Genomic DNA, 22,056 nt, shown 5'->3' with positions numbered 1-22,056 from the left:
CTCTCAGGCAGGGGTGGGGGTCAGCGAGGTGAGTGCGGGGATGACGGCGGCCGTGTCGGCCACCCAGCCGAAGATGCCGCCCTGGGCGGCGATCATCTTGAGTCCGACTTCCTGGAACTCCGGGAAATATGAACCGACACAATCGGATACCACCAGGCACTCGTAACCGCGGTCGTTGGCTTCGCGGGTGGTGGTGTGTACACACACCTCGGTGGTGACGCCGGTCATGAGCAACTGGGTGATGCCGCCCGCGCTCAGCACGTCCTGCAATTCGGTGGCGTAGAAGGCCCCTTTGCCGGGCTTGTCGATCACCAGCTCGCCCGGCGCCGGGGCCAGCTCGTCAACGATGTCGTGGCCGTACTCGCCCTGGATCAGGATGCGGCCGTACTTGCCCGGGTCGCCGATGCGCTTCGACGGGGCGCCGCGGGACAGCTTGGCGGGCGGGCAGTCCGAGAGATCGGGCTTATGACCTTCGCGCGTGTGGATCACCATGATGCCGGCCCGGCGCGCTGCGGCGATGAGCGCGGCCAGCGGCTCCACCACAGCGGCCAGCCGACCGACATCGTTGCCCAGGCTCTCTCCGAAACCGCCGGGCAGCAAGAAGTCCCGTTGCATGTCGATGACGATCAGTGCGGTCTTGCCGGCCATCAGCGCGAATGGCGACGGCTCGGCGGGGATCTCGACGGCAGTACTCACAGATGCTCCTTGGAGGGGACGGCGGTGGAGGTCGGGACAGCGACGCGGGGTTCGTCGAGCAACTGCGCGGCCAGGTGCAGTGCGGTGTCGTCGCTGAGGGCGGCACCCAGCAGGGTCGCGCTGTGGGGCCGTCCGTCGGTCAGGGTGCCCAGCGGGATCGCGACCCCGAGCAGATCCAGCAGATTGCCGAAGTGGGTGTAGTGACCCAGCATGGTGTTGGTGTCGATGGGCCGCGCCAGCACCTCGTCGACAGTGAAGGTGGTGCCGATGGTGGGCACCACCAGGACATCCATGTCGCGCCACAGCCGGGCCACCTCGGCGCGCAGCTCCTGCAACCGCTGTAGTGCGGCGAAGGCGTCCACCGCGGTGTAGCGCTGCCCCGACAGCAGGATGTCCCGTACCACCGGATGGATCGAATCCGGTGCAGCCGAGAGGAATTCGCCGAACACCACCAGCCGCTCGGCCACCCACGGCCCCTGATACAGGAGCTCCCCGGCAGCCAGGAAGGGCGCCAGCGACACGTCCACGGTGTCCACCTGGCCGGCCAGCCGCTGCCGGAATGCCAGGTGGGCCTGCTTCATCGGCTCGTCGCCGAAGAACTCGAGCTCGTCGACGGCAGGCAGGCCCACCCGGATGCGGGCGCCGTCGTAGCGGGGGCCGCGGTCGCGGGACCAGGCATCGTCGTCGTCGCGGGCGGCCATCACGTCGAACACGCGGTCCACGTCGTCGATGCAGCCGGCCATCAGCGTGATGCAGTCCAGCGACTTGCACGCCGGTACCAGTCCGACTGTGCTCAGCAACCCGCGCGACGGCTTGAAACCGATGACACCGTTGAGGGCGGCGGGCACCCGGCCCGAGCCCGCGGTGTCGGTGGCGACGGCGAACGGCACCTGCCCCAGTGCGACGGCCAGGGCCGATCCGGACGACGAGCCGCCGGAGATCATGTCGGCGCTGTAGATGCTGCGCGGCACGGTGTACGGCGTGCGGGTGCCGTTCAGTCCGGTGGCGAACTGGTCGAGGTTGGTCTTGCCGACGTACAGCGCCCCGGCGTCGAGCAGGCGCGCGACGACCGGAGCGGTCTCGGTGGCAACGTAGGAGAAGTCCGGGCACGACAGCGTGGTGGGGACGCCGGCGACGTCGATGCTGTCCTTCACACCGAACGGCACCCCGTACAGGGGCAGCGCCCGCGCTCCGGGGCGGTTCTCGATCTCGCGGGCCGCCGCCAGGAGCTCGTCGCGCGGGACAGTGGACAGCCAGGTGCCATCGTCTCCGCGAGCGGCGATGGCGTCGGCGACACGCGCGGCGGTCTTGGTGGGCGAACCCGACCCTCCCGCATGCGATTCCAGGATGTCAGCAACGGATGGCCCGAGTGACGGACCCGAAGAGTAGACGACCATAACTGTCGATTGTCGACAGAATGATGGCGGATCAGGGTCGCGCGTGTATCGATCGTGTTAGCAAGACCGGTGCAAACCGCGGATCAAAGCGGCAGATAACTCAGGTGGCCGTGATCGTGCATGGCTGCCACCACCACGGCGGCGTCATTGCTCGACAACGCGGTGAGAATCGATTCGTGGCGCTCGATGCCATCGTGCGCATGGTGGTGCCTGGCTTCTTCGCGCAGGTTGACCGCCATGGGTAGCTGCAGCTTGAGCAGGATGGGCTCCAGCGCGATGTCCAGCTGCCGGTTGTCGGCCAGGGCGACGACGGCGGCATGGAATTCGCGGTGCGCGTCGTCGCGCTCCAGGTCCGTGCCGGCCCGGCGCATGTGATCCAGAGCGGCGCGCACAGGCGCCAGCGCGGTGTCGGGGTCGGTCAGCGGCAACGCGGATTCGATGGCATGCCGCTCCAGCACACCCCGCAGCTCGAACAGCTGCAGGATGTCCCGGGGTGACCACTGCGCGACCCGGGACCCACGGCGGGGGAGATGTTCGACGAGGCCCTGCTGGGCCAGCTGGCGTAACGCCTCCCGCAGCGGCGCCCGGCTGATGCCCAGATCGGCGCACAGCTGCTCCTCGACGATCTTCTCGCCGGGTTGCAGCGATCCGCTCATGATGGCGTCGCGCACCCGGTGGGCGGCGACCTCGACCAGAGTCGCCGGAAGTGCGCTTGCTGGCTGGGTTCTGGGTGCCGCCATGGCGGTGCTGGGTGTCCTCTCCGCGGGTTCATAATCCGTCGACTGTCGACAATTGTAAGGGCAGGTTGCCCCGGCTCGGTGCGGCAGCAGACCGGACAAGACGAAAATGCAACGGCAACAGGTCAATTCACGCGTCGGCGACAGCCATCAGATGCCGGGTGATGGTCTCGATCTCGCCCACCAGGACCCGCTGCGCAACGTGGGTCTTGTCCAGGTGCGCCGCAGACTCCCGCACCTGCTGTTCGGTGGACACCAGATGGGTGGCGTCCAGTGTCCACGCCTGCCCGGCCCGAGGGGTCTCGCCGCGCAGGGCATCCACGAAATCGTCCACGGCCACCACGAAGCGACGGTCCAGGGTCTGGGTGCGGGAGGCAGGCACGTGACGCTCGAGTACCGCACACGATGCCGTCACGGCGTTGATCCCCGCACGGTAGGTGGTGAGCCAGCGTCGCACCGCTGCCACATCGGCGCGGCCACTGCCGGTGGCGGCCTCGAACGCCGATCGGGCGCGCACCGTACGTTCCCAGGACGCCGACAAGGTTGCCTCCGCGTCGGGCATCGGATGAACCAGGCCACGGATGACCGTCGCCGCATAGTCGATCTCCGCCTTCAGCAGCTCCCCGGCCCGCTGATGCAGGCGCACCAGTGACCGGTCCGGCAACAACACGTGCCCGCTGATGGCCAGAGCGCCCCCGAGGACGGCCGCCAACGCCCGTTCCCCGAGCGCGTCGGTGGGTGCCGCGGTGGCGATGTCGGCCAGGAACACGGTGGCGGCGGCCACCGCGCCGGTCACCGCCACCGAACCGATGCCCGAGACGGCGTAGGCCACCCCCACGCACGCCACGGCCAGCACGGCGGACACCAGGCCCGCGGGGTGCCACAGCGCGCTGACCCCGGTGGCCACCACCACCCCGCCCACCAGAGCGGCCACCCGCACCACGCAACGGGTGTAGGTGTGCGCGGTCTCGGGGCGCACCACCAACAGCACCGTCAGCGCCACCCAGTACCCCTGGGCCATCCCCGTGAGTGCGACCGCGGCAGCCCCCAGCCCCGCGGCGGCACCGAGGCGCACGGCGTGCCGCAGCACCGGCGAATTCCAGGACATCTCGTTGTGCAAGGACTTTCGCGCCGATGCCAGGGTGGCAAGCGGACCCGTCGACCCACCGAAGCGCAGCGTCGCCGCCTCGTGCACCAGGGTCTGCAGGCGCCTGGCCGGAAGCACCGCCGCGGCGCCGACGCCGTCCACCGCGGTGTCCAGCGCGGTCAGGCCCGCCTCGGCAGCGGCGCGCGAACCGTCGGCGATGCCGTCGAGTGCCTCGGCCGAGGCGGTCAGCACCACCCGGGTGGCAGGGTCCGCCGACGCCGTCTGTATTGCGGTGATGGTCATCGCCACCCGCTCCGGCAATCCGAACAACCCCCGCACCGCCGGCGGCCGGCGGCGTGCCTGTTCCTCGGTCAGGGTGTGGGCCTCGCGCAGCGCAAGCAGGGGAGCGACGTCGAAGGTGGCCGCAGGATCGGTGGTCAGAGCCCGGGCCCCCGCCGCCACCGACCGGTAGGCGGCCGCCAGCGCGTCCCGCTGCACCCGCCACTGCTGGCGCGGCCACGCGGCCACCAGGGCCACCTGGGTGAGGCCGCCGCCCACCGCCAGCAGAGTGGCGATCACCGCATCCGGTGCCGACACCGGTTCGCGCGCGCAGCACACCAGCAGGGCGCCCAGAGCCGCGGCCACCAGTCCGGTGTTCGCGCTGACCGCCCACACCAGCCCGGCGCCCACCGACCACAGCAGGACGACGAGCGCAGTCAGCAGACCGTGCGCACTCGCGGTGGTACCGAGAAGTACGGCAGCACCCGCGGTCGCCGTGACCGTGACCGCGGACCGCAATCGTCGCGGATTGTCTTGCAGCGCTGCGGCACCGGCGATCGCCGCGCCGCCGCCGGCAGCCATGGCGCCCACCGGCTGGCCCCACAGCAGCGCCACCGCGATCACCAGCAGCGCCCCGAGCAGGCTGCGCGTGACCTCACCGACGTAGGGCGAGGCCGGCTTCATGAACGTCATTATGCGCTGGCGGGCACCGGGTACATTCGGCGTTCATGGAGAAGGTCATGTTCGTGGTGCGCGCCGACGCCGACGACGCCTGGTGTCAGCGATTGCGGGGCACGGTCGCCGCCCGACTGCTGGAACTGGGGCTGCCCGGTCTGACGGTCAACGTCAAGGACGCTGCGGTCCGGGAGTCGATGATGACCCTCTCGGTGCTCGACCCGCCCGCGACGGCCGTCGTGAGCATCTGGACCCAACAGTCCTACGGTCCGCAGGTGTCCGCGGTTGTGGACATCCTGGCCGCCGACGCCCTCGATGTCTTCGCCTACCTGGTCACCGAGTCAACCCCGCTGGTTCCACCGATCGGTGAACCCGGCTCGCGCACAACGGGACTGGCGAACATCGCGCTGCTTCGCCGTCCCGCGGCCCTGGACGAGGCCACCTGGCGGCACCGCTGGCATGTGGACCACACCCCGGTGGCGATCGACACCCAGGCCACCTTCGGTTATGTGCAGAACGCGGTGGTGCGGCCGCTGACGCCGCAGGCGCCCGAGCTGGCCGCCATCGTCGAGGAACTGTTCCCCGACGCCGCGGTCGGTGACCTCAAGGCGTTCTTCGGCGCCGCCGACGACGACGAGCTGAGCAGGCGGCTCACCCGGATGATCACCAGCACAACGGCTTTCGGAGCGAACGAGAACGTCGACACCATTCCCACCAGCCGCTACGTGTGGCGCGACCCGTTTGTGGCAGCATGACGACGCTGCAGGATGCCGTGGCCCTGGCGCGCGGCGAGAGCGGACTGGCGGTGGTCTCGACGCTGCGCGCCGACGCCACCGTGCAGGCCTCGCTGGTCAACACGGGCATCATCACCCACCCCCGTACCGGCAACGAGGTGCTGGCGTTCGTCACCTATGGCCGGGTGAAGCTGGCCAACCTGCGCACCCGTCCCGCGCTGGCCGCGACGTTCCGCAGCGGCTGGCAGTGGGCGACCGTGGAGGGACGCGCCGAGCTGGCCGGGCCCGACGATCCGGCCGGCTGGCTGACCGGCGCCGATCAGTTGCGGCTGCTGTTGCGCGACATCTTCACCGCGGCCGGCGGCACCCACGACGACTGGGAAACGTACGACGCCGAGATGGTCCGCCAGCGGCGCACCGCGGTCCTGATCACACCAACGCGGGTCTATTCGAACTAGACCCTCTAGTCTCAGGGGCGTGACACTGACGATCGCCGATGACAACCGGGTGCGCACCCTGACCCTGAATCGTCCCGACGCCCTCAACGCGTTCAACGAGGCGCTCTACGACGCCACCACCGTGGCGCTGCGCGACGCCGCCGAGGACCCCGAGGTGGCCGTCGTGCTGATCACCGGAACCGGGCGCGCCTTCAGTGCGGGCACCGACCTGGCAGAGATGCAGGCCCGGATCACCGACGCGGACTTCACGCCCGGGGAGTACGGGTTCCTGGGCCTGGTCGACGCCCTGACCGACTTTCCCAAGCCACTGATCTGCGCGGTCAACGGACTGGGTCTGGGCATCGGGACCACCATCCTCGGCTTCGCCGACATCGCGTTCATGGCGTCGACGGCCAAGTTGAAGTGCCCGTTCACCAGCCTGGGGGTGGCGCCGGAGGCGGCGTCGTCCTACCTGCTGCCGCAACTGATCGGCAGGCAGAACGCAGCATGGCTGCTGATGTCCTCGGAGTGGGTGAGCGCCGAGGAGGCGCTGCGCATGGGCCTGGTGTGGAGGGTGTGCGAACCGGAAGACCTGCTGGCGCAGGCGCGCAGCCACGCCGAGGTCTTGGCGTCGCGGCCCATCGCCAGCCTGGCCGCGGTGAAAGCGACCATGATGGCGCCGCTGCGGGCCGAGATCGCCGCTGCGCGGGCGCGGGAGAACCAGTGTTTTGTGGAACTGATGGGCGCTGCGGCCAACGCCGCGGCGTTGGCGGAGTTCAACACCGCCCCGGGCAAGAATTAAGACGCGACGGCGGTCTGTTCGGCCAGCGTGGCGGCAATCAGGGCGCGGACCGTCATCTTGCAGCGGCCGCAGTCCGACCCGGCCCCGCAGGCCGCGGCGACCTGCTTGGACGTGCAGGCGCCCTTGTTCACCGCGGTGGTCACGCAGTGGCTGGTGGCGCCGGTGCACAGACAGACGTACATCAGGCCCCCACCTTTTCGTCGATACGCATGATTAGCGGAGTCTAACCTAACCTAGCCGGATTTGTTAGGGCCCCCTCAGTTAGGTGTGCCTACGATAAAACCGCAGGTAGATCGGCTTTTTCGGGCGATTCGCACGTGCTTTGACGCGGTTGCTGGGATAGATTCGACACCACAGCCGCTACCGACCCTGCCGTTTCCTCGCGACCCCAGGAGCCCCTCATGTTGCACGGTGACCCCGACGTTCTGAAGTTGCTCAACGAGCAGCTGACCAGCGAACTCACCGCGATCAACCAGTATTTCCTGCACTCCAAGATGCAGGACAGCTGGGGCTTCACCGAGGTGGCAGCGCACACGCGCAAAGAGTCCTTCGAAGAAATGCAGCACGCCGAGTTGATCACCGACCGCATCCTGCTGCTCAACGGGCTGCCCAACTACCAGCGGCTGTTCTCGCTGCGGGTGGGCCAGACCCTGCGTGAGCAGTTCGAATCCGACCTGGCCGTCGAGTACGAGGTGGCCGAGCGGCTGCGGCCCGGCATCATCATGTGCCGCGAGAAGCAGGACAGCACCAGTGCCAACCTGCTCGAGAAGATCATGGCCGACGAGGAAGAGCACATCGACTACCTCGAGACCCAGCTGGAGCTGATGGACAAGCTGGGTGAACAGCTCTACCTCGCGCAGTGCGTGTCGCGCCCGCCGAGCTCACAGGAGCAGTGATCCGCGGCGCGTAATCTCGTCGGCGTGTCTCTAGTCGCGGGAATCGACTCCTCTACGCAGTCGTGCAAGGTCTTGGTCTGTGACGCCGATACCGGCGCCGTCGTTCGCTCCGCCTCGGCGCCCCACCCCGGCGGAACCGAGGTGGATCCGGCTGCCTGGTGGGAGGCCCTGCAGAGCGCCATCGCCGACGTCGGCGGCCTCGACGACGTCGACGCCATCTCGGTGGGTGGCCAGCAGCACGGCATGGTCTGCCTGGACGCCGACGGCGAGGTGGTGCGCAAGGCGCTGCTGTGGAACGACACCCGCTCCGCCGATGCCGCCGTGGATCTGATCAATGAACTCGGCGGGGCGGCGAAGTGGGCGCAGGAGACCGGCGTCGTACCCGTGGCGTCGATCACCGCGACCAAGCTGCGCTGGCTGGCCGACAACGAGCCGGGCAACGCCGATCGCACCGCCGCGGTCTGCCTGCCGCATGACTGGCTGACCTGGAAGCTGTCGGGCTCGACCGACATCGCCGACCTGATCACCGATCGCAGTGATGCCAGCGGCACGGGCTACTACTCAGGTGCCGACGACAGTTACCAGGAGGACCTGTTGCTGCTGGCCACCCGCGGCCGGCTGCCACGGGTGCCCCGGGTGCTCAGCCCCCACGAGTCGGTGTTGCGGCACCGGGGCGCGGCGCTGGGGCCGGGCGCGGGCGACAACGCCGCAGCTGCCCTGGGGCTGGGAGCGGCGTCCGGCGACTGCGTGATGTCGTTGGGCACCTCGGGGGTCATCAGCGCGGTCGGCGAGACCGCCTCGCACGACCCGGACGGCATCGTCGCCGGCTTCGCCGATGCCACCGGCAGGCAGCTGCCACTGGTGTGCACCCTCAACGGCGCACCCGTGTTGGCGGCGGTGGCCGCGATGCTGGACGTGGATCTGAGCCGCTTCTCCGAGCTGGCCCTGTCGGCGCCGCCCGGCGCCGAGGGGCTGATCTGGGTGCCGTACTTCGACGGGGAACGCTCACCCAACCTGCCCGAGGCCCGCGGCGCGCTGCAGGGCGTCAGCACCACCAACCTGTCGCCGGCCAACGTCGCGCGCGCGGCCGTCGAAGGGCTGTTGGCGTCCATGGCGTACTGCCTGGACAAGATCGCCGAGCAGGGGGTGGCCGTCGATCGGGTGCTGATGGTCGGTGGCGCGGCACGGTCGGCGGCGGTCCGCCAGATCGCCCCCGCGGTGCTGGGCCGCGCGGTCGAGGTGCCCACGCCAGGGGAGTACGTCGCCCTCGGCGCGGCCAAGCAGGCGGCCTGGGTGCTCGCCGGCGGCGATGCGCCGCCGGCCTGGCAGTTGGAGGGTTCGGAAACCTACACCGGGGAACCCACGCCGGATGTGCTTGATCGGTATACCGCCGCCAGTGCCCTCACGCTCGGACAGCGCAAAGTAATGCTAGTGTAACTAACTATTGTGTCGAACTCACCCGACGAGTCGGCCGGCACCTCGCTGATCAGCCCCGCACGCCGTAACTTCATCTTTGTTGCGGTGCTGCTCGGCATGCTGCTGGCCGCGCTCGACCAGACCATCGTCGCCACCGCTCTGCCCACGGTGGTGGCCGACCTCGGCGGCGCGGGTCATCAGTCCTGGGTGGTCACCAGCTACCTGCTGGCCTCTACCATCGCGACCGCGATCGTCGGCAAGCTCGGCGACCTGTTCGGGCGCAAGCGGGTGTTCTGCGTCTCGGTGCTGTTCTTTCTGCTCGGGTCGGTGCTGTGCGGGCTGGCCGCGTCCATGTCCACCCTGGTGGCCGCCCGCGCCCTGCAGGGCATCGGAGGCGGCGCGATCATGGTCACGGCCATGGCGGTGATCGGCGAGGTCATCCCGCTGCGCGAACGCGGACGCTACCAGGGCGCACTGGGTGCGGTGTTCGGTGTCACGACGGTGATCGGCCCGCTGTTGGGCGGGTTCTTCACCGACCATCTGAGCTGGCGCTGGGCCTTCTGGATCAACGTCCCCGTCGCCCTCGTGGTGGTGGCCGTCGGTGCCGCGGCCATCCCCGCACTGACCCGCGCCGGCCGCCCGGTCATCGACTACGCGGGCATCCTGTTCGTCGGCGTGGGCGCCTCGGGCCTGACCCTGGCCACCAGCTGGGGCGGCGGGGAATACCCGTGGACCTCCCCGGTGATCATCGCCCTCTTCGTCGGATCCGCCGCTGCCCTGGGTGTCTTCGTGTGGGTGGAGACCCGCGCGGCCGAGCCGATCCTGCCGATGCGGCTGTTCGCCAGCCCGGTGTTCACGGTGTGCTGCATCCTGGCGTTCATCGTCGGGTTCGCGATGCTCGGGGCCATGACGTTCCTGCCGACGTTCATGCAGTTCGTCGACGGGGTGTCGGCCACCGAGTCGGGACTGCGCACGCTGCCCATGGTGGCCGGGCTGCTGCTCACCTCGATCGGCAGCGGTCAGATCGTGGGACGCACCGGCCGCTACAAGATCTTTCCCGTCGCGGGCACCGCGGTGATGAGCGTCGGCTTTGTGCTGTTGTCCCGGATGGATGCCACCACCCCGGTGCTGATGCAGTCGCTGTCTTTGTTCGTGCTGGGCTCGGGCATCGGCCTGTGCATGCAGGTCCTGGTGCTGACCGTGCAGAACACCGCGCGCTTCGAGGACCTCGGCGTCGCCACCTCCGGGGTGACCTTCTTCCGCACCATCGGCAGTTCGTTCGGCGCCGCCATCTTCGGGTCGTTGTTCGCCAACTTCCTGGCCGGTCGCCTGGCTCCCGCACTCACCGGCGGTGCGGTGCCCCCGGGGGCCGCCGATTCCCCGAAAGCGCTGCACGCGCTCCCACCGGAGGTGGCCGCACCGGTCGTGGACGCCTATGCCGACTCCCTGGGGCTGGTGTTCCTGTGCGCCGCGCCGGTGGCGGTGGTCGGTTTTGTGGTGTCGCTGTTCCTCAAAGAGGTGCCGCTGCGCGACATCGACGCCGTGTCGGCGACGGACCTCGGTGAGGGCTTCGGGATGCCCGGCGCCGACACCCCGGAGCGGATCCTGGAAACCGCAGTGGGCCGGATGTTCCGCGATTCCCCGGAGATCCGGCTGCGGCACATCGCCGGGCGGTACGGGTGCGAGGTCGACGTCGCCGGACTGTGGGCGCTGATCCAGATCTTCCGACAGAACCAGGTCTTCGGCTCCGCCACCCTCTCGGAGATCGGCGACCGCCTGCGGATGCCGTGCGAAGTACTCGAACCCACCTTCGACAAGCTGGTGGCCGACGGTTACGCCCTGCGCACCGACGACCAGATGTGGCTGACCCAGGCCGGGCGACATCAGGTCGACGTGGCCTCGACCGCGATCGTCGGCCGCATCCTGGAGAAACTGGCCGCTGATCCGCACTTCGAGGGCCGGCCCGACCGCGAACAGGTGGAGGCCGCGCTCGAGCGGATCGCCCACCGCATGCTGGTGCAGCGAGACTGGGACGAGCAGAAACTAGAACGCGTTCCACTACCGGGCTCCACCGCGTAGCATCGCGGCCATGAGCCGTATCGGAGAGTTCCCGGCCGACGATGTCGCGGGTTGGATCGTCAAGTCCCCGGAGATCGGTGCCGCGATGGCGGGATACACCCACGCCGTCTACAACAACAACCGGCTGCCGATGCGTGTGCGGGAGCTCGCGCGGATCGTGATCGCCCACGACAACGAGTGCGCCGTGTGCATCAACACCCGCGACGCCGACGGCCCCGCCGCCGGCGTCGACGAAGAGCTCTACGACCACGCCGACCAGTGGCGCACCTGGCCGGGCTATTCCGAGGAGGAACGCATCGCCGCCGAATTCGCGCACCGCTTCGGCACCGACCACACCGCGCTGCGTGACGACGAGGACTTCTGGGCGCGGGCGGGCGCCCACTTCTCCGACGAACTGATGGCCGACCTGGCCCTGTCCTGCGCCATGTGGGTGGGCATGGGACGGATGCTGCGCACCCTGGACATCGGGCAGGCCTGCGCGCTCACCATCCCCAGTCGCGGGTAAGCGGGCATGATGGCTGCATGACAGCCACCCCAGCCCCCTCGGCGTCACTGGCCCAACTCGACGCCAACGGCGTTGTCACGGTGCTGGGCACCGTCGTCAATCCCGCGGGCCTGACGCACGCCAAGACCGTTCCGGTGATGCGGACCAACGCATTCGCCGACCCCGGGCTGGGCGCCAGCCCGGTGTGGCACGGTTTCGCCATCGACCAGGCCGGTATCGCCTTCACCGGAGACATCGGCGTGGTGGGGGATCAGCGTATCCGCATCGACCTCACGGCCCTGCGTGTCCTCGGCGACGGATGGGCCTGGGCGCCAGGGGATTTCTACACCCAGGACGGGCAACGGGTGCCCCAGTGCAGCCGCGGTGTGCTGACCGGCGTCGAGGAGCGACTGGCCGAACACGGACTGACCGCACAGGTGGGGCACGAACTCGAGTTCGTGCTCGTCGGCAACGACGGCGACGCGCTGCCCACCCGTGCCTGGGCCCAATACGGGCTGGCCGGCGTGCTGGAGTACGAGGGTTTCATCCGGGAAGTCACCACGGCGGCCACCGCCGCCGGTGTCGGCATCGAACAGTTCCATCCCGAATACGGCGGCAACCAGTTCGAGCTGTCCCTGCGACCCCGCACACCGGTGGCCGCCGCTGATCATGTGGTGCTGGCCCGCATCATCATCAGCCGGGTGGCCCGCGCGCACGGGCTGCGGGTCAGCTTCTCACCGGTACCGTTTGCCGGTGCCGTGGGATCGGGTGCCCACCAACACTTCTCGCTGAGTCGCGACGACGTTCCACTGTTCTCCGGCGGGGACGGTCCGCACGGGATGACACCGCAGGGCCAGGCCGCGGCGGCCGGCGTGCTGGCGGGCCTGCCACAGGCTCAGGGAGTGTTCTCCGGGTCGGTGCTCTCCGGCCTGCGGATGCAGCCCGGGCACTGGGCAGGTGCCTACGCCTGCTGGGGCGTGGAGAACCGGGAAGCCGCGGTGCGCTTCCTGACCGGCGGCCCCGCCAACCCCCACGGTGCGAACGTCGAGGTGAAGATCGTGGACCCCTCGGCCAACCCCTACTTCGCAACGGCGGCCATCCTCGGGCTGGCTCTCGACGGCATCGACCGGTCGGCGACGCTACCGGGGGAGACCACCGTGGACCCGGCCACGCAGACCGCCGAGCAGCGCGCTGCGGCCGCCACGGTCCAGCTGTCCGACAGCCAGGCCACCGTCATCGACGCGCTCGACTCTTCGGCGCTGGTGCGTGGCATCCTTGGCGATCCGGCTGTCGACGCCCTGGTGGCGGTGCGCCGCTATGAGATCGAGCACTTCGGCGCGCTGCCCGCCGACGAGCTGGCCGCCCGGTTCCGGCTGGCCTGGAGTCTGTGAGGTGTCGCTGCTGACCGAACTCCTGGCGACGGTGCCGCTGGTGGATCACCATGTGCACGGCTGCTGGGTCGACGGTGGTTCGCGGGCCCGGTTCGAGAACAGTCTCAACGAAGCCAACACCGAGCCGCTGGCGGCGTTCGACTCCGCCTTCGACACCCAGCTGGGCTTCGCCATCCGCAGACACTGCGCGCCCCTGCTGGGACTGCCGGAACATGCGGAGCCGCAGCAGTACTGGTCCCGGCGCACTGAGCTCGGCGAGCAGGAGCTGACGGCAGTGTTCCTGCCCGCAGCCGGCGTCAGCGACTGGGTGCTCGACACCGGTTTCGCCGCCGGGGTGAGCGCGCCCAAGCAGATGGCCGCCCTGTCCGGAGGCCGCGCCCATGAGGTGGTGCGGCTGGAACAGGTGGCCGAAGAGGCTGCGGCCGCCGAGGGCGACTACGCCGCGGCGTTCACCGAGATCGTCGAGCGCCGGGGCGCTGATGCCGTGGGCACCAAGTCGATCCTGGCCTACCGAGGTGGCTTCGAAGGTGATCTGACGGAGCCGTCTGCGGCCGAGGTACGCGAGGCCGCGCAGCGCTGGCGCGATGCGGGTGGCACCCGATTGACCGACCGGACCCTGCTGCGCTTCGGGCTGTATCAAGGGCTCCGGCTGGGCAAGCCGCTGCAGTTCCACGTCGGGTTCGGCGACCGTGACTGCGATCTGCATCGAACCAACCCGTTGCATCTGTTGGAGTTCCTGCGCCACTCCGGTGACACCCCGGTGACGCTGCTGCACTGCTACCCGTTCGAACGTGAGGCGGGGTATCTGGCACAGGCGTTCAACAACGTGTACCTCGACGGCGGACTGAGCATCAACTACCTGGGCGCGCGGTCGGTGTCCTTCCTGGCCCGGCTGCTGGAGATGGCGCCGTTCCGCAAGATCCTCTACTCCTCGGACGCCTACGGGCCCGCCGAACTGCACTACCTCGGCGCCCGGCTGTGGCGCGACGGAATGGCCAGGGTGCTGGGCGAATTCGTCGACAGCGGCCAGTGGTGCGAGGCCGACGCCATCCGGGTGGCGGAGCTGATCGCCTTCGGCAACGCGCGGCGCATCTACCACCTGGGCTAGATCTGTCCGTCAGGTCAGCGGCCCGCCCGCGGCCCGCCAATGGATCAACCCGCCGCTGCAGTTGGTGGCTTGAAACCCGTTCTCCACCAACAGATTCGCCGCCCCCGCAGAGCGCAGTCCACCGGTGCAGAAGGCGATCAACAAGCGGTCATCGGGCAGTTCCAGGCAGCGCTGCGCCAAGACTTCCAACGGCAGGTGCACCGACCCGGGGATGTGCACCCGGTTCCACTCGAAGTCCCGCCGGACATCGACGATCAGGGCTCCCTCGGCCATCAGTTGGATGGCATCGGCGGCGCTGACCGCTGGGGGTCGGCGCAGATAGTGCCGGAACTTCACGACGCCCCCGGCCGGACGATCATCAGCACCACCACAATCGCCCACAGCAGGTTGAACACGCCGGTCAGCATGCCGATGCTGCGTAGCGCCGCAGTTTCCGGCGCCGCCAGGGCCGCTCGCTGGCGCGGGGCGATCTCCAGGAGCAGCCCGCCGGCCAGCGCGGTCAGGGCCAGCGCGATCAGCACCCAGATCTCGGTGGTGCGGCCCTGCACCAACGCCAGCAGGATCCCGACGGCAGGAACCACCAGTGCCAGAACGCCGTACACCCGGGTGATCCGGTGCAGGGCGGCGGCCACTGTGGGTCCCTCGACGGCATAGCGCGGGAACAGGCTCGCCGCCACGGCCACCGGGCCGACGAAGAGGATGCCGGCCACCACGTGGACGGACAGCAGAACGGATTCCATACCTTCAGACTAACTGAAGGTTGGGTTGCCTTCCGCGAGTCGGGTCATCTGCCGGCGCAGCATCTGCGCCAGCTCGGGGGAGCGCGCGGTGAAATCCCCATCGAGGCGGCGCACATGGGCGGCGGCTCGGTCCAGCAGCGCCGCGCCCTCGGGCGTCACACGCAGGGTGGAGGCCGACCCGGCATGGGCGGTGCCGTCGTCCACCCAGCCCGCGGCGACGAACCCCGTCACCGCGGCGTGCGCACTCTGCACCGTGATGCGCGAGCGTCGGGCCAACTCACTGAACGAGATGTCGGGGGTCCCGCGGATATGGCCCAGCATCCCGTACTTGCGAATGGTCAGCCCCAGCGGCTTCAGCGCGTCCGCCAGGGCGGCCTCCCAGACCCGGCTCACCGTCAGCAGCATGATGGTCGGACTGAACGGTGGCGGCTCGGACATGCAGGCAGGCTACCTGTGCCGCGCCTGGGTTCTCAGAGGTCCGCCGACGCGTCGTACACCCAGGACATGTCGGCGGTGGCGAAGTCGCTCAACCACGTCGACGGCGCGTGGGCGGTCAGCGCGCCCATGTCCCAGTAGTCCTTCCACAGCGTGATCCGGCCGTCGACCACGCGGTGCACGGTGACGAACTCCAACAACGCGGATTCGCCAGTGCGCCACCGCCACGACTCGGAGTGCTCGTACATCACGTGTTCGCCGTCGGCCACCAGCAGGCCGTCGAAGTTCTCGTACGCCGCCAGCGGTGCCAGCCCGATCTTGAGCCGCTTGACGATGTTGTCGGGGCCCTTGGCTGCGGCGGTGGGGCCCACCGGCATATCGAGGTAGATGCAGTCGGGAGCCAGGAAGGCCGGCACGGCGGCCCAGTCGCGGGCCGACAGGGACCGCCACATGCCCAGCACCGTGTCCGCGGCGCTGCGGGTGGCCTGCTCAACCGGCATGGCTGAGCTCCCGGTGCCGGGCGGGGACCGGTACGCCGGCCCGCAGGAAGCTACCGGTGCGCTCGGCGCCCACGAGATCGGTGGTCCGGCCGTACCGGAACACCGTCGCACCGCCCACCAGCACCGCGGCCACGGTGGCGTCATTGCGGTTCACCATCCGCGAGAGGCCGCCGTATTGGGCCACCGGCTCCTCGGCGTAGTCGTCGAGGGAGCCATCCAGCTTCTCGGGGTCGATGATCACCAGGTCGGCGCGGTCACCGATGCGCAGATGCCCGGCGTCGAGGCGATACCAGTCGGCCAGTTCACCGGTGAGCCGGTGCACCGCCGCCTCGATGGTCATGAACTCCCGGCCTGCGCGCTGGGCGTCGCGCACGTGGCGCAGCAATCGCAGGCCCATGTTGTAGAAGGCCATGTTGCGCAGATGTGCGCCGGCATCCGAAAAGCCCATCTGCACACCGGGTTCGGCAGCCAGCTTCTTGAGGATCTCGGGGCGGTGGTTGGAGATGGTGGTACGCCAGCGCAAGGCGCGCCCGTGCTCGAGCACCAAATCCAGGAACGCGTCCACCGGGTGCAGCCCGCCCCGGTCGGTGCCCACCTCGCCGAAGGACTTGCCCACCACGGCCGCGTCGGGACAGGCCACGATCTGGGCGTCGAAGAAGTCGCGGTGCCACACCCGGATACCGAGCTTGCTCTCGTACTCCTTGCGGAACCTGCGCCGGTAGGCCTCGTCGCGCATCAACGCGTTGCGCTCCACCTCGTCGCGCAGGTGTAGGGCCGCTGCCCCCGCGCCGAACTCCTCGAAGATCACCAGGTCGATCCCGTCGGCGTACACCTCGAACGGCACCGGCAGGTGCTGCCACCGGAAGTCGCCGCCGAACCGGTTGACCAGGCCCGCCAGCGGTCCCATGATCGTCACCGCGTAGGGGTTGGCCTTCACGTCGGCCGCCGAGAGCAGGCTGGTCTTGAGTTTCTTGCGGAACAGGCCCAGTGAGCTGAACACCTGTGAGCCGACGTTGACCGGGTTGGCGATATCGGGCCCGGACTGCAGAATCCGGCCACTGCGCCGCAGCAACGCCTTGAGCCGGCGCAGTTCCCGGGGCTTGGCGTAGGTGGACGGCAAGGTCCGCGAGCGACAGGTTTCGCCGTCGATCTTGTCGAAAAGCAGCTGCTGAGAGGACATTCCGACCATGCCGGCATCGAGTGCCTCCGCGAGCATGTCCTCCATCCGAGCCTGCTCGGCGCGGGTGGGGCGCTCATCGGCGCGGGTGGCGCGGTCCAATCCCATGGTGGCCGTGCGCATGTCGGAATGCCCGATGAACGCCGCCACGTTCGGGCCCAGCGGGCGAGCCTCGAGTGCGGCGATGTACTCCCTGCACGAGTTCCAGGTCTTGTGCCCGTCCACCGCCGAGATCACGTGTTCGCGCGGAATGGCTTCCACGCGTCCGAACAGGTCACCGGCCTCGGTGCCGTCGACGTACACCGTCGACAGCGAGCAGGACCCGAGCATGATCGTGGTGACACCGTGGCGCAACGACTCCGTCAGCGCGGGGCCGCCGAGCACCTCGACGTCGTAATGGGTGTGGATGTCGATGAGGCCGGGCAGCACCCAGTGTCCCGCGGCGTCGATCACCTCGGGACAGTCGCCGACGTCCAGCGGCTCGGCGCTGATGGCCGCCACGTGACCGCCGCGCAGGCCGATGTCGCGCACTGCGGAGGCGGAGCCGGAACCGTCGAACCAACGCCCGCCGCGGATGATCGTGTCGTAGGTCACATCGTTCATAGAACCTGTTCCAGAAATGACTGTCAACGACTGAATGCACAGATTCCGAACTGTGTTCACAAAATTTCGACTGCGGATTTGCGCACTCGACATTGTGACATTGACAAATGACACAATTGATGATGGTCTTCAGGCGTGCCCACCACTGCGATGCCGCCCGGCCCCACCGTGCGTGCTCTGGCGTCCGCGACCATCACGCGCTGGACGCTGGGATGCCTGACCAGCGCGATTCCCGCCAATCAACCGGGCGTCTGGTTCGGCCGCGGACTGATCGCGACCATCATGGCCGCAGGCGGGTCCATGCCGGCCGGCACGACGGTCGTCCCCGTCCGCACGTCACGCGTGCGCGGCGAGTGGGTACTCGGCCCCGGCGTCGAATTCGGCTCGCGGGCAGGATATTACGTGCACGGCAGCGCCTTCGTGCTCTGCTCCACCGCCACCCACCGCAAGCTGGTGGCCCGGCTGTCGGAAGCCACGGGACTGCCGTTCTTCGTGGTGGACTACCGCTTGGCACCCCGGCACCGCTTCCCGATTGCCGCCGAGGATGTCGAGGCCGGCTACCGCTGGCTGCTGGAGCAGGGTTACTCGGGTTCTGACATCGTGATCGGCGCCGACTCGGCCGGAGGGCACCTCACCTGCGACATGTTGCTGGCCCACACCCGCCACGCCGCGTTCCAGCCTGCAGCCGTGGTGCTGTTCTCGCCGTTGATCGACCTGACCATGGCACTGGCCAAGCAGCAGGAGAGGACACGACGCGACCCCGCGATGTCGGCAGCTGCGGCAGCACGGATGGTCGAGCTCTACACCCACGGCCAGGACCCGCTGCATGTTCGGCTGCGGCTGCGTTTCACCGACGCCCGCCTGCTCCCACCGATGCTGATCCAGGTCGGCAGCTTCGAGATGCTCAGCGCCGACGCCCGGCACCTGCACGCCGAGCTCTCGGAATCCGGCGGCCGGAGCACCCTGGAGGTGTGGCCGGGGATGGTGCACGTCTTCCAGGCGCTGCCCAGGGTCGCGCCGGAGGCGACCGTCGCGCTGCGCCGAGCGGCCGAGTTCATCACCGAACACCTCCCCGTCAGCCGGGTCGACGAGCTTCGGGAGCTGGGCTGATGCTCGGCATCGGCACCGCCCTGCGGGCGTGGCGCGGGCCGCGGCGCACCACCGCTGCCAACGCAGTGATCACGGGCGCGGGCAGCGGCATCGGACGTGCGTTCGCCCTCGAACTGGCCCGCCGCGGCGGACACGTCGTCTGTGCCGACATCGACCCCGAGCGCGCCGCGGAGACTGTCACACTGATCCAGGAACTCCCCACCGGCGCCGGCTATGCCGTGCCGTGCGACGTGTCCGACCGAGCCGCAGTGGAACTCCTGGCCGAACAGGCGCAGCAGATCTTCGACGGCGCACCGACACTGGTGATCAACAACGCCGGCGTCGGGATCGGTGGAAAACCGATCGGCGACATCGGATTCGATGACTGGGACTGGGCGCTGGGGATCAATCTCTGGGGGGTCGTCTACGGATGTGAGGTGTTCACCCCGATCCTGCGGCAGGCCGGCCGCGGCGGCATCATCAACGTCGCTTCCGCCGCCGGCTTCGCCGCCGCACCCTCGATGGCCGCCTACAACGTGTCCAAGGCCGGCGTGATGTCGCTGTCGGAAACGCTGGCCGCCGAACTGGACGGCACCGGTATCGCGGTCACCGTGTTGTGTCCCACCTTCGTGCAGACCAATGTGTTCACCGACGGCCGCATCACGCCGGCCTCGATGAACCTGAGCCAACAGCTGGCGCGCTGGACCGGCCTGTCGCCCGACAACGTCGCCGTGCGCACCCTCGACGCCCACGCCAGCGGGCGGCTGTACGTCGTCCCGCAACTCGACGCCATCGTCATCTGGCACCTCAAACGGCATTTTCCCGCCCTCTACGTCCGCGGCGCCGGACTCCTCGGCCGCCTGCTGCCCGACAACTGAAAGGACCGCTCGTGGCGATGGATCTGGACACCATGCTGCAGAAGATCAAGGACAAGCAGTGGGCCCTGGTCGACATCGACTGGGATGCACCCGGCGCCGAGCTCATCGACGACGACCTGTGGGCCAAGCTCAAGCCGTTCATGACAGACCTGATGTGGATCGAGAACGTCGGCGCCCGCGGGTTCGCCGCGCTCGCGAAGAAGGCCCCCACTCCGACGCTGAAGAGCATCTACGAGCACTTCCACGCCGAAGAGCAGAAGCATGCGAACGCCGAACTGGCCCTGATGCGCCGCTGGGGCATGCTGGAGGACGACGAGATCCCGCCGCCGAGTGTCAATGTGCAGTTGGTGATCACGTGGCTGGACAAGTTCTCCGACGGGATGTCGCTGTCGATTCTGGGCACGGTCATACCGATGCTCGAGGTGGCGCTCGACGGTGCGCTGATCAAGTTCATCACCGACGAGGTGAAGGATCCGGTGGCCCAGGAGGTGTTCAAGCGCATCAACTCCGACGAATCACGGCATCTGGCCGTCGATTTCGAGGTGATGGACATCCTGGGCCACGCGACCGCACGCAAGCTGGCTGTCGAGTTCGTCGGCAGCTGGATGAACCCTGCACTCCTGATCGGCACCCTCAGCTACTTTCCGCTGTTGAACAAGATGCGCGACAACATCGTTGCCATGGGCGTCGACGAAGAGAAGCTCTACCAGGCCATGCGCAGGTTCCGCAGTGTCGGCCAGCGCAGCGAATTCGTCCACCGGGTTCCCATGTACCGGTTCATCTCCTGGCACAGCAAGAAGGTCATCGACCGCAGCTCGAAGTACCACTGGCTGGCGGACTCGCTGGTCAAGGTCACCGGGGCCATCCCGATGCCGCTGGTGCGCCACACCCCGACCTGGTCGGACGAACTCACCTACGAGCCGGTGGCCTGATGACCGTCAACGTGGCGATCGTCGGCGCCGGATTCGCCGGGATCGGCGCCGCCATCAGATTGCAGCAGCAGGGCATCACCGACGTTGTCCTCTTCGAACGCGACACCCGGGTGGGCGGCACCTGGCGGGACAACACCTATCCCGGTGCGGCCTGCGACATCCCGTCGCGGCTGTACTCCTACAGCTTTGCGGCCAACCCGGACTGGTCGCACACCTACTCCGGCAGCGCCGAGATCCTGCAGTACATCGAGCGGATGGTCGAGACTGCCGGGCTGGCGGGGCGGATCCGCTTCGAACACACCGTCACCGGGGTGGCCTACGACGAAGCCGCGGGGGAGTGGACGGTGAGGTTGAAGGGCCGCAAGCCGATTCGGGCCCGGACCGTGATCGTGGCCTCCGGTCCGCTCTCCAACGTCAGCCTGCCGGACATTCCTGGTATCGATACCTTCGAGGGCACCAAGATCCACAGTGCCCGCTGGAATCACGAATACGACTTCTCCGGCAAGAAGGTCGCCGTCATCGGCACCGGCGCCAGCGCCGTGCAGATCATCCCCCAACTGGTCAAGACCGCCGGATCGGTCAAGGTGTTCCAGCGCACGCCGGGCTGGGTGCTTCCGCGGCTGAACACCCGCACCGCCGACTGGACCCGACGCCTCTACGCCAGCGCGCCCGTGGCAGAGAAGGCCGTGCGCTCGGCGTGGTTCTGGGGTCACGAATCGGTGGCTCTCGGGGTGGTCTGGGACACCCCGTTCACCCGGCTGGTGGAAGCGATCAGCCGAGCCAATCTGCGTCGGCAGGTGAAAGATTCGTGGCTGCGCCGGCAGTTGACACCGGACTTCGCGGCGGGGTGCAAGCGGCTGCTGATGACCAGTGACTACTACCCGGCGCTGCAGGCGGACAACTGCAAGCTGGTCACGTGGCCGATCGCGCGCCTGTCGCCGCGCGGCATCCGCACCGTGGAGGGCATCGAGCACCAGTTCGACGCCATCGTGTTCGCCACCGGCTTCGAGGTGTCCAAGGCCGGCACCCCGTTTCCGGTCTCCGGTGTCGACGGCCGCGACCTGGCATCGGAATGGAGCAACGGCGCCTACGCCTACCGCAGCGTCGCGGTCTCGGGATTTCCAAACCTGTTTTTCACCTTCGGGCCCAACTCCGGTCCCGGGCACAGCTCGGCACTGGTGTACATGGAGGCCCAGATCGGCTACATCGTCGAGGCGATCGGCGCCCTGCTCCGGTTCGACTGGAAGGCGCTCGACGTCCGCCCCGAAGCGCAGACCCGCCACAACGCCGAGATCCAGCGCCGGCTGCGCTCCACCACCTGGAATTCCGGGTGTCAGAGCTGGTATCTGACCGCGGACGGGTTCAACGCCACGATGTATCCCGGTTTCGCCAGCCAGTACGTCCGGCAGCTGCGGTCAGTGGATCTGCAGGACTACCGGATCACCGAGGGCGAACGACGGGGTGCACCGGTGCTGACCGCCTAG

The 22,056-nt window shown here is 68.7% G+C and carries 23 protein-coding genes; 13 read left to right on the top strand and 10 right to left on the bottom strand.

The window, feature by feature from the left end; genetic code table 11:
• Nucleotides 1-3: 3 nt before the first annotated feature.
• From G6N58_RS24055 to G6N58_RS24040, 4 genes are all read right to left on the bottom strand, one after another.
• Nucleotides 4-648, bottom strand: coding sequence for a cysteine hydrolase family protein (locus tag G6N58_RS24055; protein WP_276016567.1), 645 nt, complete (start codon nucleotides 646-648; stop codon nucleotides 4-6).
• Between the two features lie 44 nt (nucleotides 649-692).
• On the bottom strand, nucleotides 693-2,093 hold the full coding sequence (locus tag G6N58_RS24050) for an allophanate hydrolase (protein ID WP_115281240.1): 1,401 nt from the start codon (nucleotides 2,091-2,093) through the stop codon (nucleotides 693-695).
• A gap of 83 nt (nucleotides 2,094-2,176) precedes the next feature.
• Complete coding sequence (locus G6N58_RS24045; protein ID WP_115281241.1) at nucleotides 2,177-2,833, bottom strand: GntR family transcriptional regulator; 657 nt, start codon at nucleotides 2,831-2,833, stop codon at nucleotides 2,177-2,179.
• Nucleotides 2,834-2,960: 127 nt separating this feature from the next.
• Entirely contained in the window at nucleotides 2,961-4,880 is a 1,920-nt protein-coding gene (locus tag G6N58_RS24040) for an FUSC family protein (protein WP_147289441.1), read from the bottom strand.
• Between the two features lie 44 nt (nucleotides 4,881-4,924).
• Here G6N58_RS24040 and G6N58_RS24035 point away from each other — a divergent pair, with 44 nt between their 5' ends.
• From G6N58_RS24035 to G6N58_RS24025, 3 genes are read left to right on the top strand one after another with little or no spacing between them, the layout of a single operon-like run.
• Nucleotides 4,925-5,626 (top strand): EthD domain-containing protein, encoded by a 702-nt coding sequence (locus G6N58_RS24035; protein WP_115281243.1) that lies wholly within the window; start codon nucleotides 4,925-4,927, stop codon nucleotides 5,624-5,626.
• A complete protein-coding gene (locus G6N58_RS24030) occupies nucleotides 5,623-6,063 on the top strand; it encodes a TIGR03618 family F420-dependent PPOX class oxidoreductase (protein WP_115281244.1) in 441 nt (146 codons plus the stop codon). The genes G6N58_RS24035 and G6N58_RS24030 overlap by 4 nt, the downstream gene beginning before the upstream one ends.
• 19 nt (nucleotides 6,064-6,082) lie before the next feature.
• Complete coding sequence (locus G6N58_RS24025) at nucleotides 6,083-6,844, top strand: enoyl-CoA hydratase/isomerase family protein (protein WP_115281245.1); 762 nt, start codon at nucleotides 6,083-6,085, stop codon at nucleotides 6,842-6,844.
• On the opposite strand, the gene G6N58_RS24020 is transcribed toward G6N58_RS24025, so the two are convergent.
• Complete coding sequence (locus tag G6N58_RS24020) at nucleotides 6,841-7,026, bottom strand: (2Fe-2S)-binding protein (RefSeq protein ID WP_115281246.1); 186 nt, start codon at nucleotides 7,024-7,026, stop codon at nucleotides 6,841-6,843. The genes G6N58_RS24025 and G6N58_RS24020 overlap by 4 nt on opposite strands.
• 222 nt (nucleotides 7,027-7,248) lie before the next feature.
• Between G6N58_RS24020 and bfr the strand changes: the two genes are divergently transcribed.
• From bfr to G6N58_RS23990, 6 genes are read left to right on the top strand one after another with little or no spacing between them, the layout of a single operon-like run.
• Nucleotides 7,249-7,740: a bacterioferritin gene (gene bfr / locus G6N58_RS24015; protein ID WP_115282107.1), complete on the top strand. Its 492-nt coding sequence runs from the start codon at nucleotides 7,249-7,251 to the stop codon at nucleotides 7,738-7,740.
• Between the two features lie 24 nt (nucleotides 7,741-7,764).
• The gene (gene xylB / locus G6N58_RS24010; protein ID WP_115281247.1) at nucleotides 7,765-9,177 is read left to right on the top strand and encodes a xylulokinase; all 1,413 of its coding nucleotides are present in this window, start codon (nucleotides 7,765-7,767) and stop codon (nucleotides 9,175-9,177) included.
• Between the two features lie 9 nt (nucleotides 9,178-9,186).
• A complete protein-coding gene (locus G6N58_RS24005) occupies nucleotides 9,187-11,235 on the top strand; it encodes an MDR family MFS transporter (RefSeq protein ID WP_115281248.1) in 2,049 nt (682 codons plus the stop codon).
• A gap of 10 nt (nucleotides 11,236-11,245) precedes the next feature.
• Complete coding sequence (locus G6N58_RS24000) at nucleotides 11,246-11,740, top strand: carboxymuconolactone decarboxylase family protein (protein ID WP_115281249.1); 495 nt, start codon at nucleotides 11,246-11,248, stop codon at nucleotides 11,738-11,740.
• Between the two features lie 17 nt (nucleotides 11,741-11,757).
• Entirely contained in the window at nucleotides 11,758-13,110 is a 1,353-nt protein-coding gene (locus G6N58_RS23995) for a type I glutamate--ammonia ligase (RefSeq protein WP_115281250.1), read from the top strand.
• A 1-nt stretch (nucleotide 13,111) separates the two neighbouring features.
• Complete coding sequence (locus tag G6N58_RS23990) at nucleotides 13,112-14,218, top strand: amidohydrolase family protein (protein ID WP_232067979.1); 1,107 nt, start codon at nucleotides 13,112-13,114, stop codon at nucleotides 14,216-14,218.
• Nucleotides 14,219-14,227: 9 nt separating this feature from the next.
• On the opposite strand, the gene G6N58_RS23985 is transcribed toward G6N58_RS23990, so the two are convergent.
• From G6N58_RS23985 to G6N58_RS23965, 5 genes are read right to left on the bottom strand one after another with little or no spacing between them, the layout of a single operon-like run.
• A complete protein-coding gene (locus tag G6N58_RS23985; RefSeq protein WP_115281252.1) occupies nucleotides 14,228-14,554 on the bottom strand; it encodes a rhodanese-like domain-containing protein in 327 nt (108 codons plus the stop codon).
• On the bottom strand, nucleotides 14,551-14,958 hold the full coding sequence (locus G6N58_RS23980) for a hypothetical protein (RefSeq protein WP_115281253.1): 408 nt from the start codon (nucleotides 14,956-14,958) through the stop codon (nucleotides 14,551-14,553). The genes G6N58_RS23985 and G6N58_RS23980 overlap by 4 nt, the downstream gene beginning before the upstream one ends.
• A gap of 9 nt (nucleotides 14,959-14,967) precedes the next feature.
• Nucleotides 14,968-15,396 (bottom strand): MarR family winged helix-turn-helix transcriptional regulator, encoded by a 429-nt coding sequence (locus tag G6N58_RS23975; RefSeq protein ID WP_115281254.1) that lies wholly within the window; start codon nucleotides 15,394-15,396, stop codon nucleotides 14,968-14,970.
• 32 nt (nucleotides 15,397-15,428) lie between these two features.
• Nucleotides 15,429-15,893, bottom strand: a complete 465-nt coding sequence (locus tag G6N58_RS23970) for a nuclear transport factor 2 family protein (RefSeq protein WP_115281255.1) — start codon at nucleotides 15,891-15,893, stop codon at nucleotides 15,429-15,431.
• Nucleotides 15,883-17,673, bottom strand: coding sequence for an N-acyl-D-amino-acid deacylase family protein (locus G6N58_RS23965; RefSeq protein WP_115281256.1), 1,791 nt, complete (start codon nucleotides 17,671-17,673; stop codon nucleotides 15,883-15,885). Before G6N58_RS23965 ends, G6N58_RS23970 begins: the two co-directional genes overlap by 11 nt.
• Nucleotides 17,674-17,823: 150 nt before the next feature.
• On the opposite strand from G6N58_RS23965, the gene G6N58_RS23960 reads away from it, so the two are divergent.
• From G6N58_RS23960 to G6N58_RS23945, 4 genes are read left to right on the top strand one after another with little or no spacing between them, the layout of a single operon-like run.
• Nucleotides 17,824-18,783: an alpha/beta hydrolase gene (locus G6N58_RS23960; protein ID WP_115281257.1), complete on the top strand. Its 960-nt coding sequence runs from the start codon at nucleotides 17,824-17,826 to the stop codon at nucleotides 18,781-18,783.
• Nucleotides 18,783-19,640 carry an SDR family NAD(P)-dependent oxidoreductase gene (locus G6N58_RS23955; RefSeq protein ID WP_115281258.1) on the top strand — a complete coding sequence of 286 codons (858 nt, stop codon included), beginning with the start codon at nucleotides 18,783-18,785 and terminating at the stop codon, nucleotides 19,638-19,640. The genes G6N58_RS23960 and G6N58_RS23955 overlap by 1 nt, the downstream gene beginning before the upstream one ends.
• An 11-nt stretch (nucleotides 19,641-19,651) precedes the next feature.
• Nucleotides 19,652-20,572, top strand: coding sequence for a ferritin-like domain-containing protein (locus G6N58_RS23950; RefSeq protein WP_115281259.1), 921 nt, complete (start codon nucleotides 19,652-19,654; stop codon nucleotides 20,570-20,572).
• Nucleotides 20,572-22,056 carry a flavin-containing monooxygenase gene (locus tag G6N58_RS23945; protein ID WP_115281260.1) on the top strand — a complete coding sequence of 495 codons (1,485 nt, stop codon included), beginning with the start codon at nucleotides 20,572-20,574 and terminating at the stop codon, nucleotides 22,054-22,056. Before G6N58_RS23950 ends, G6N58_RS23945 begins: the two co-directional genes overlap by 1 nt.

It is taken from the genome of Mycolicibacterium tokaiense (assembly GCF_010725885.1).
Lineage (GTDB): Bacteria > Actinomycetota > Actinomycetes > Mycobacteriales > Mycobacteriaceae > Mycobacterium > Mycobacterium tokaiense.
Note: the sequence above shows the minus strand (reverse complement) of the source record. Positions and strands in the feature narration are given on the sequence as shown.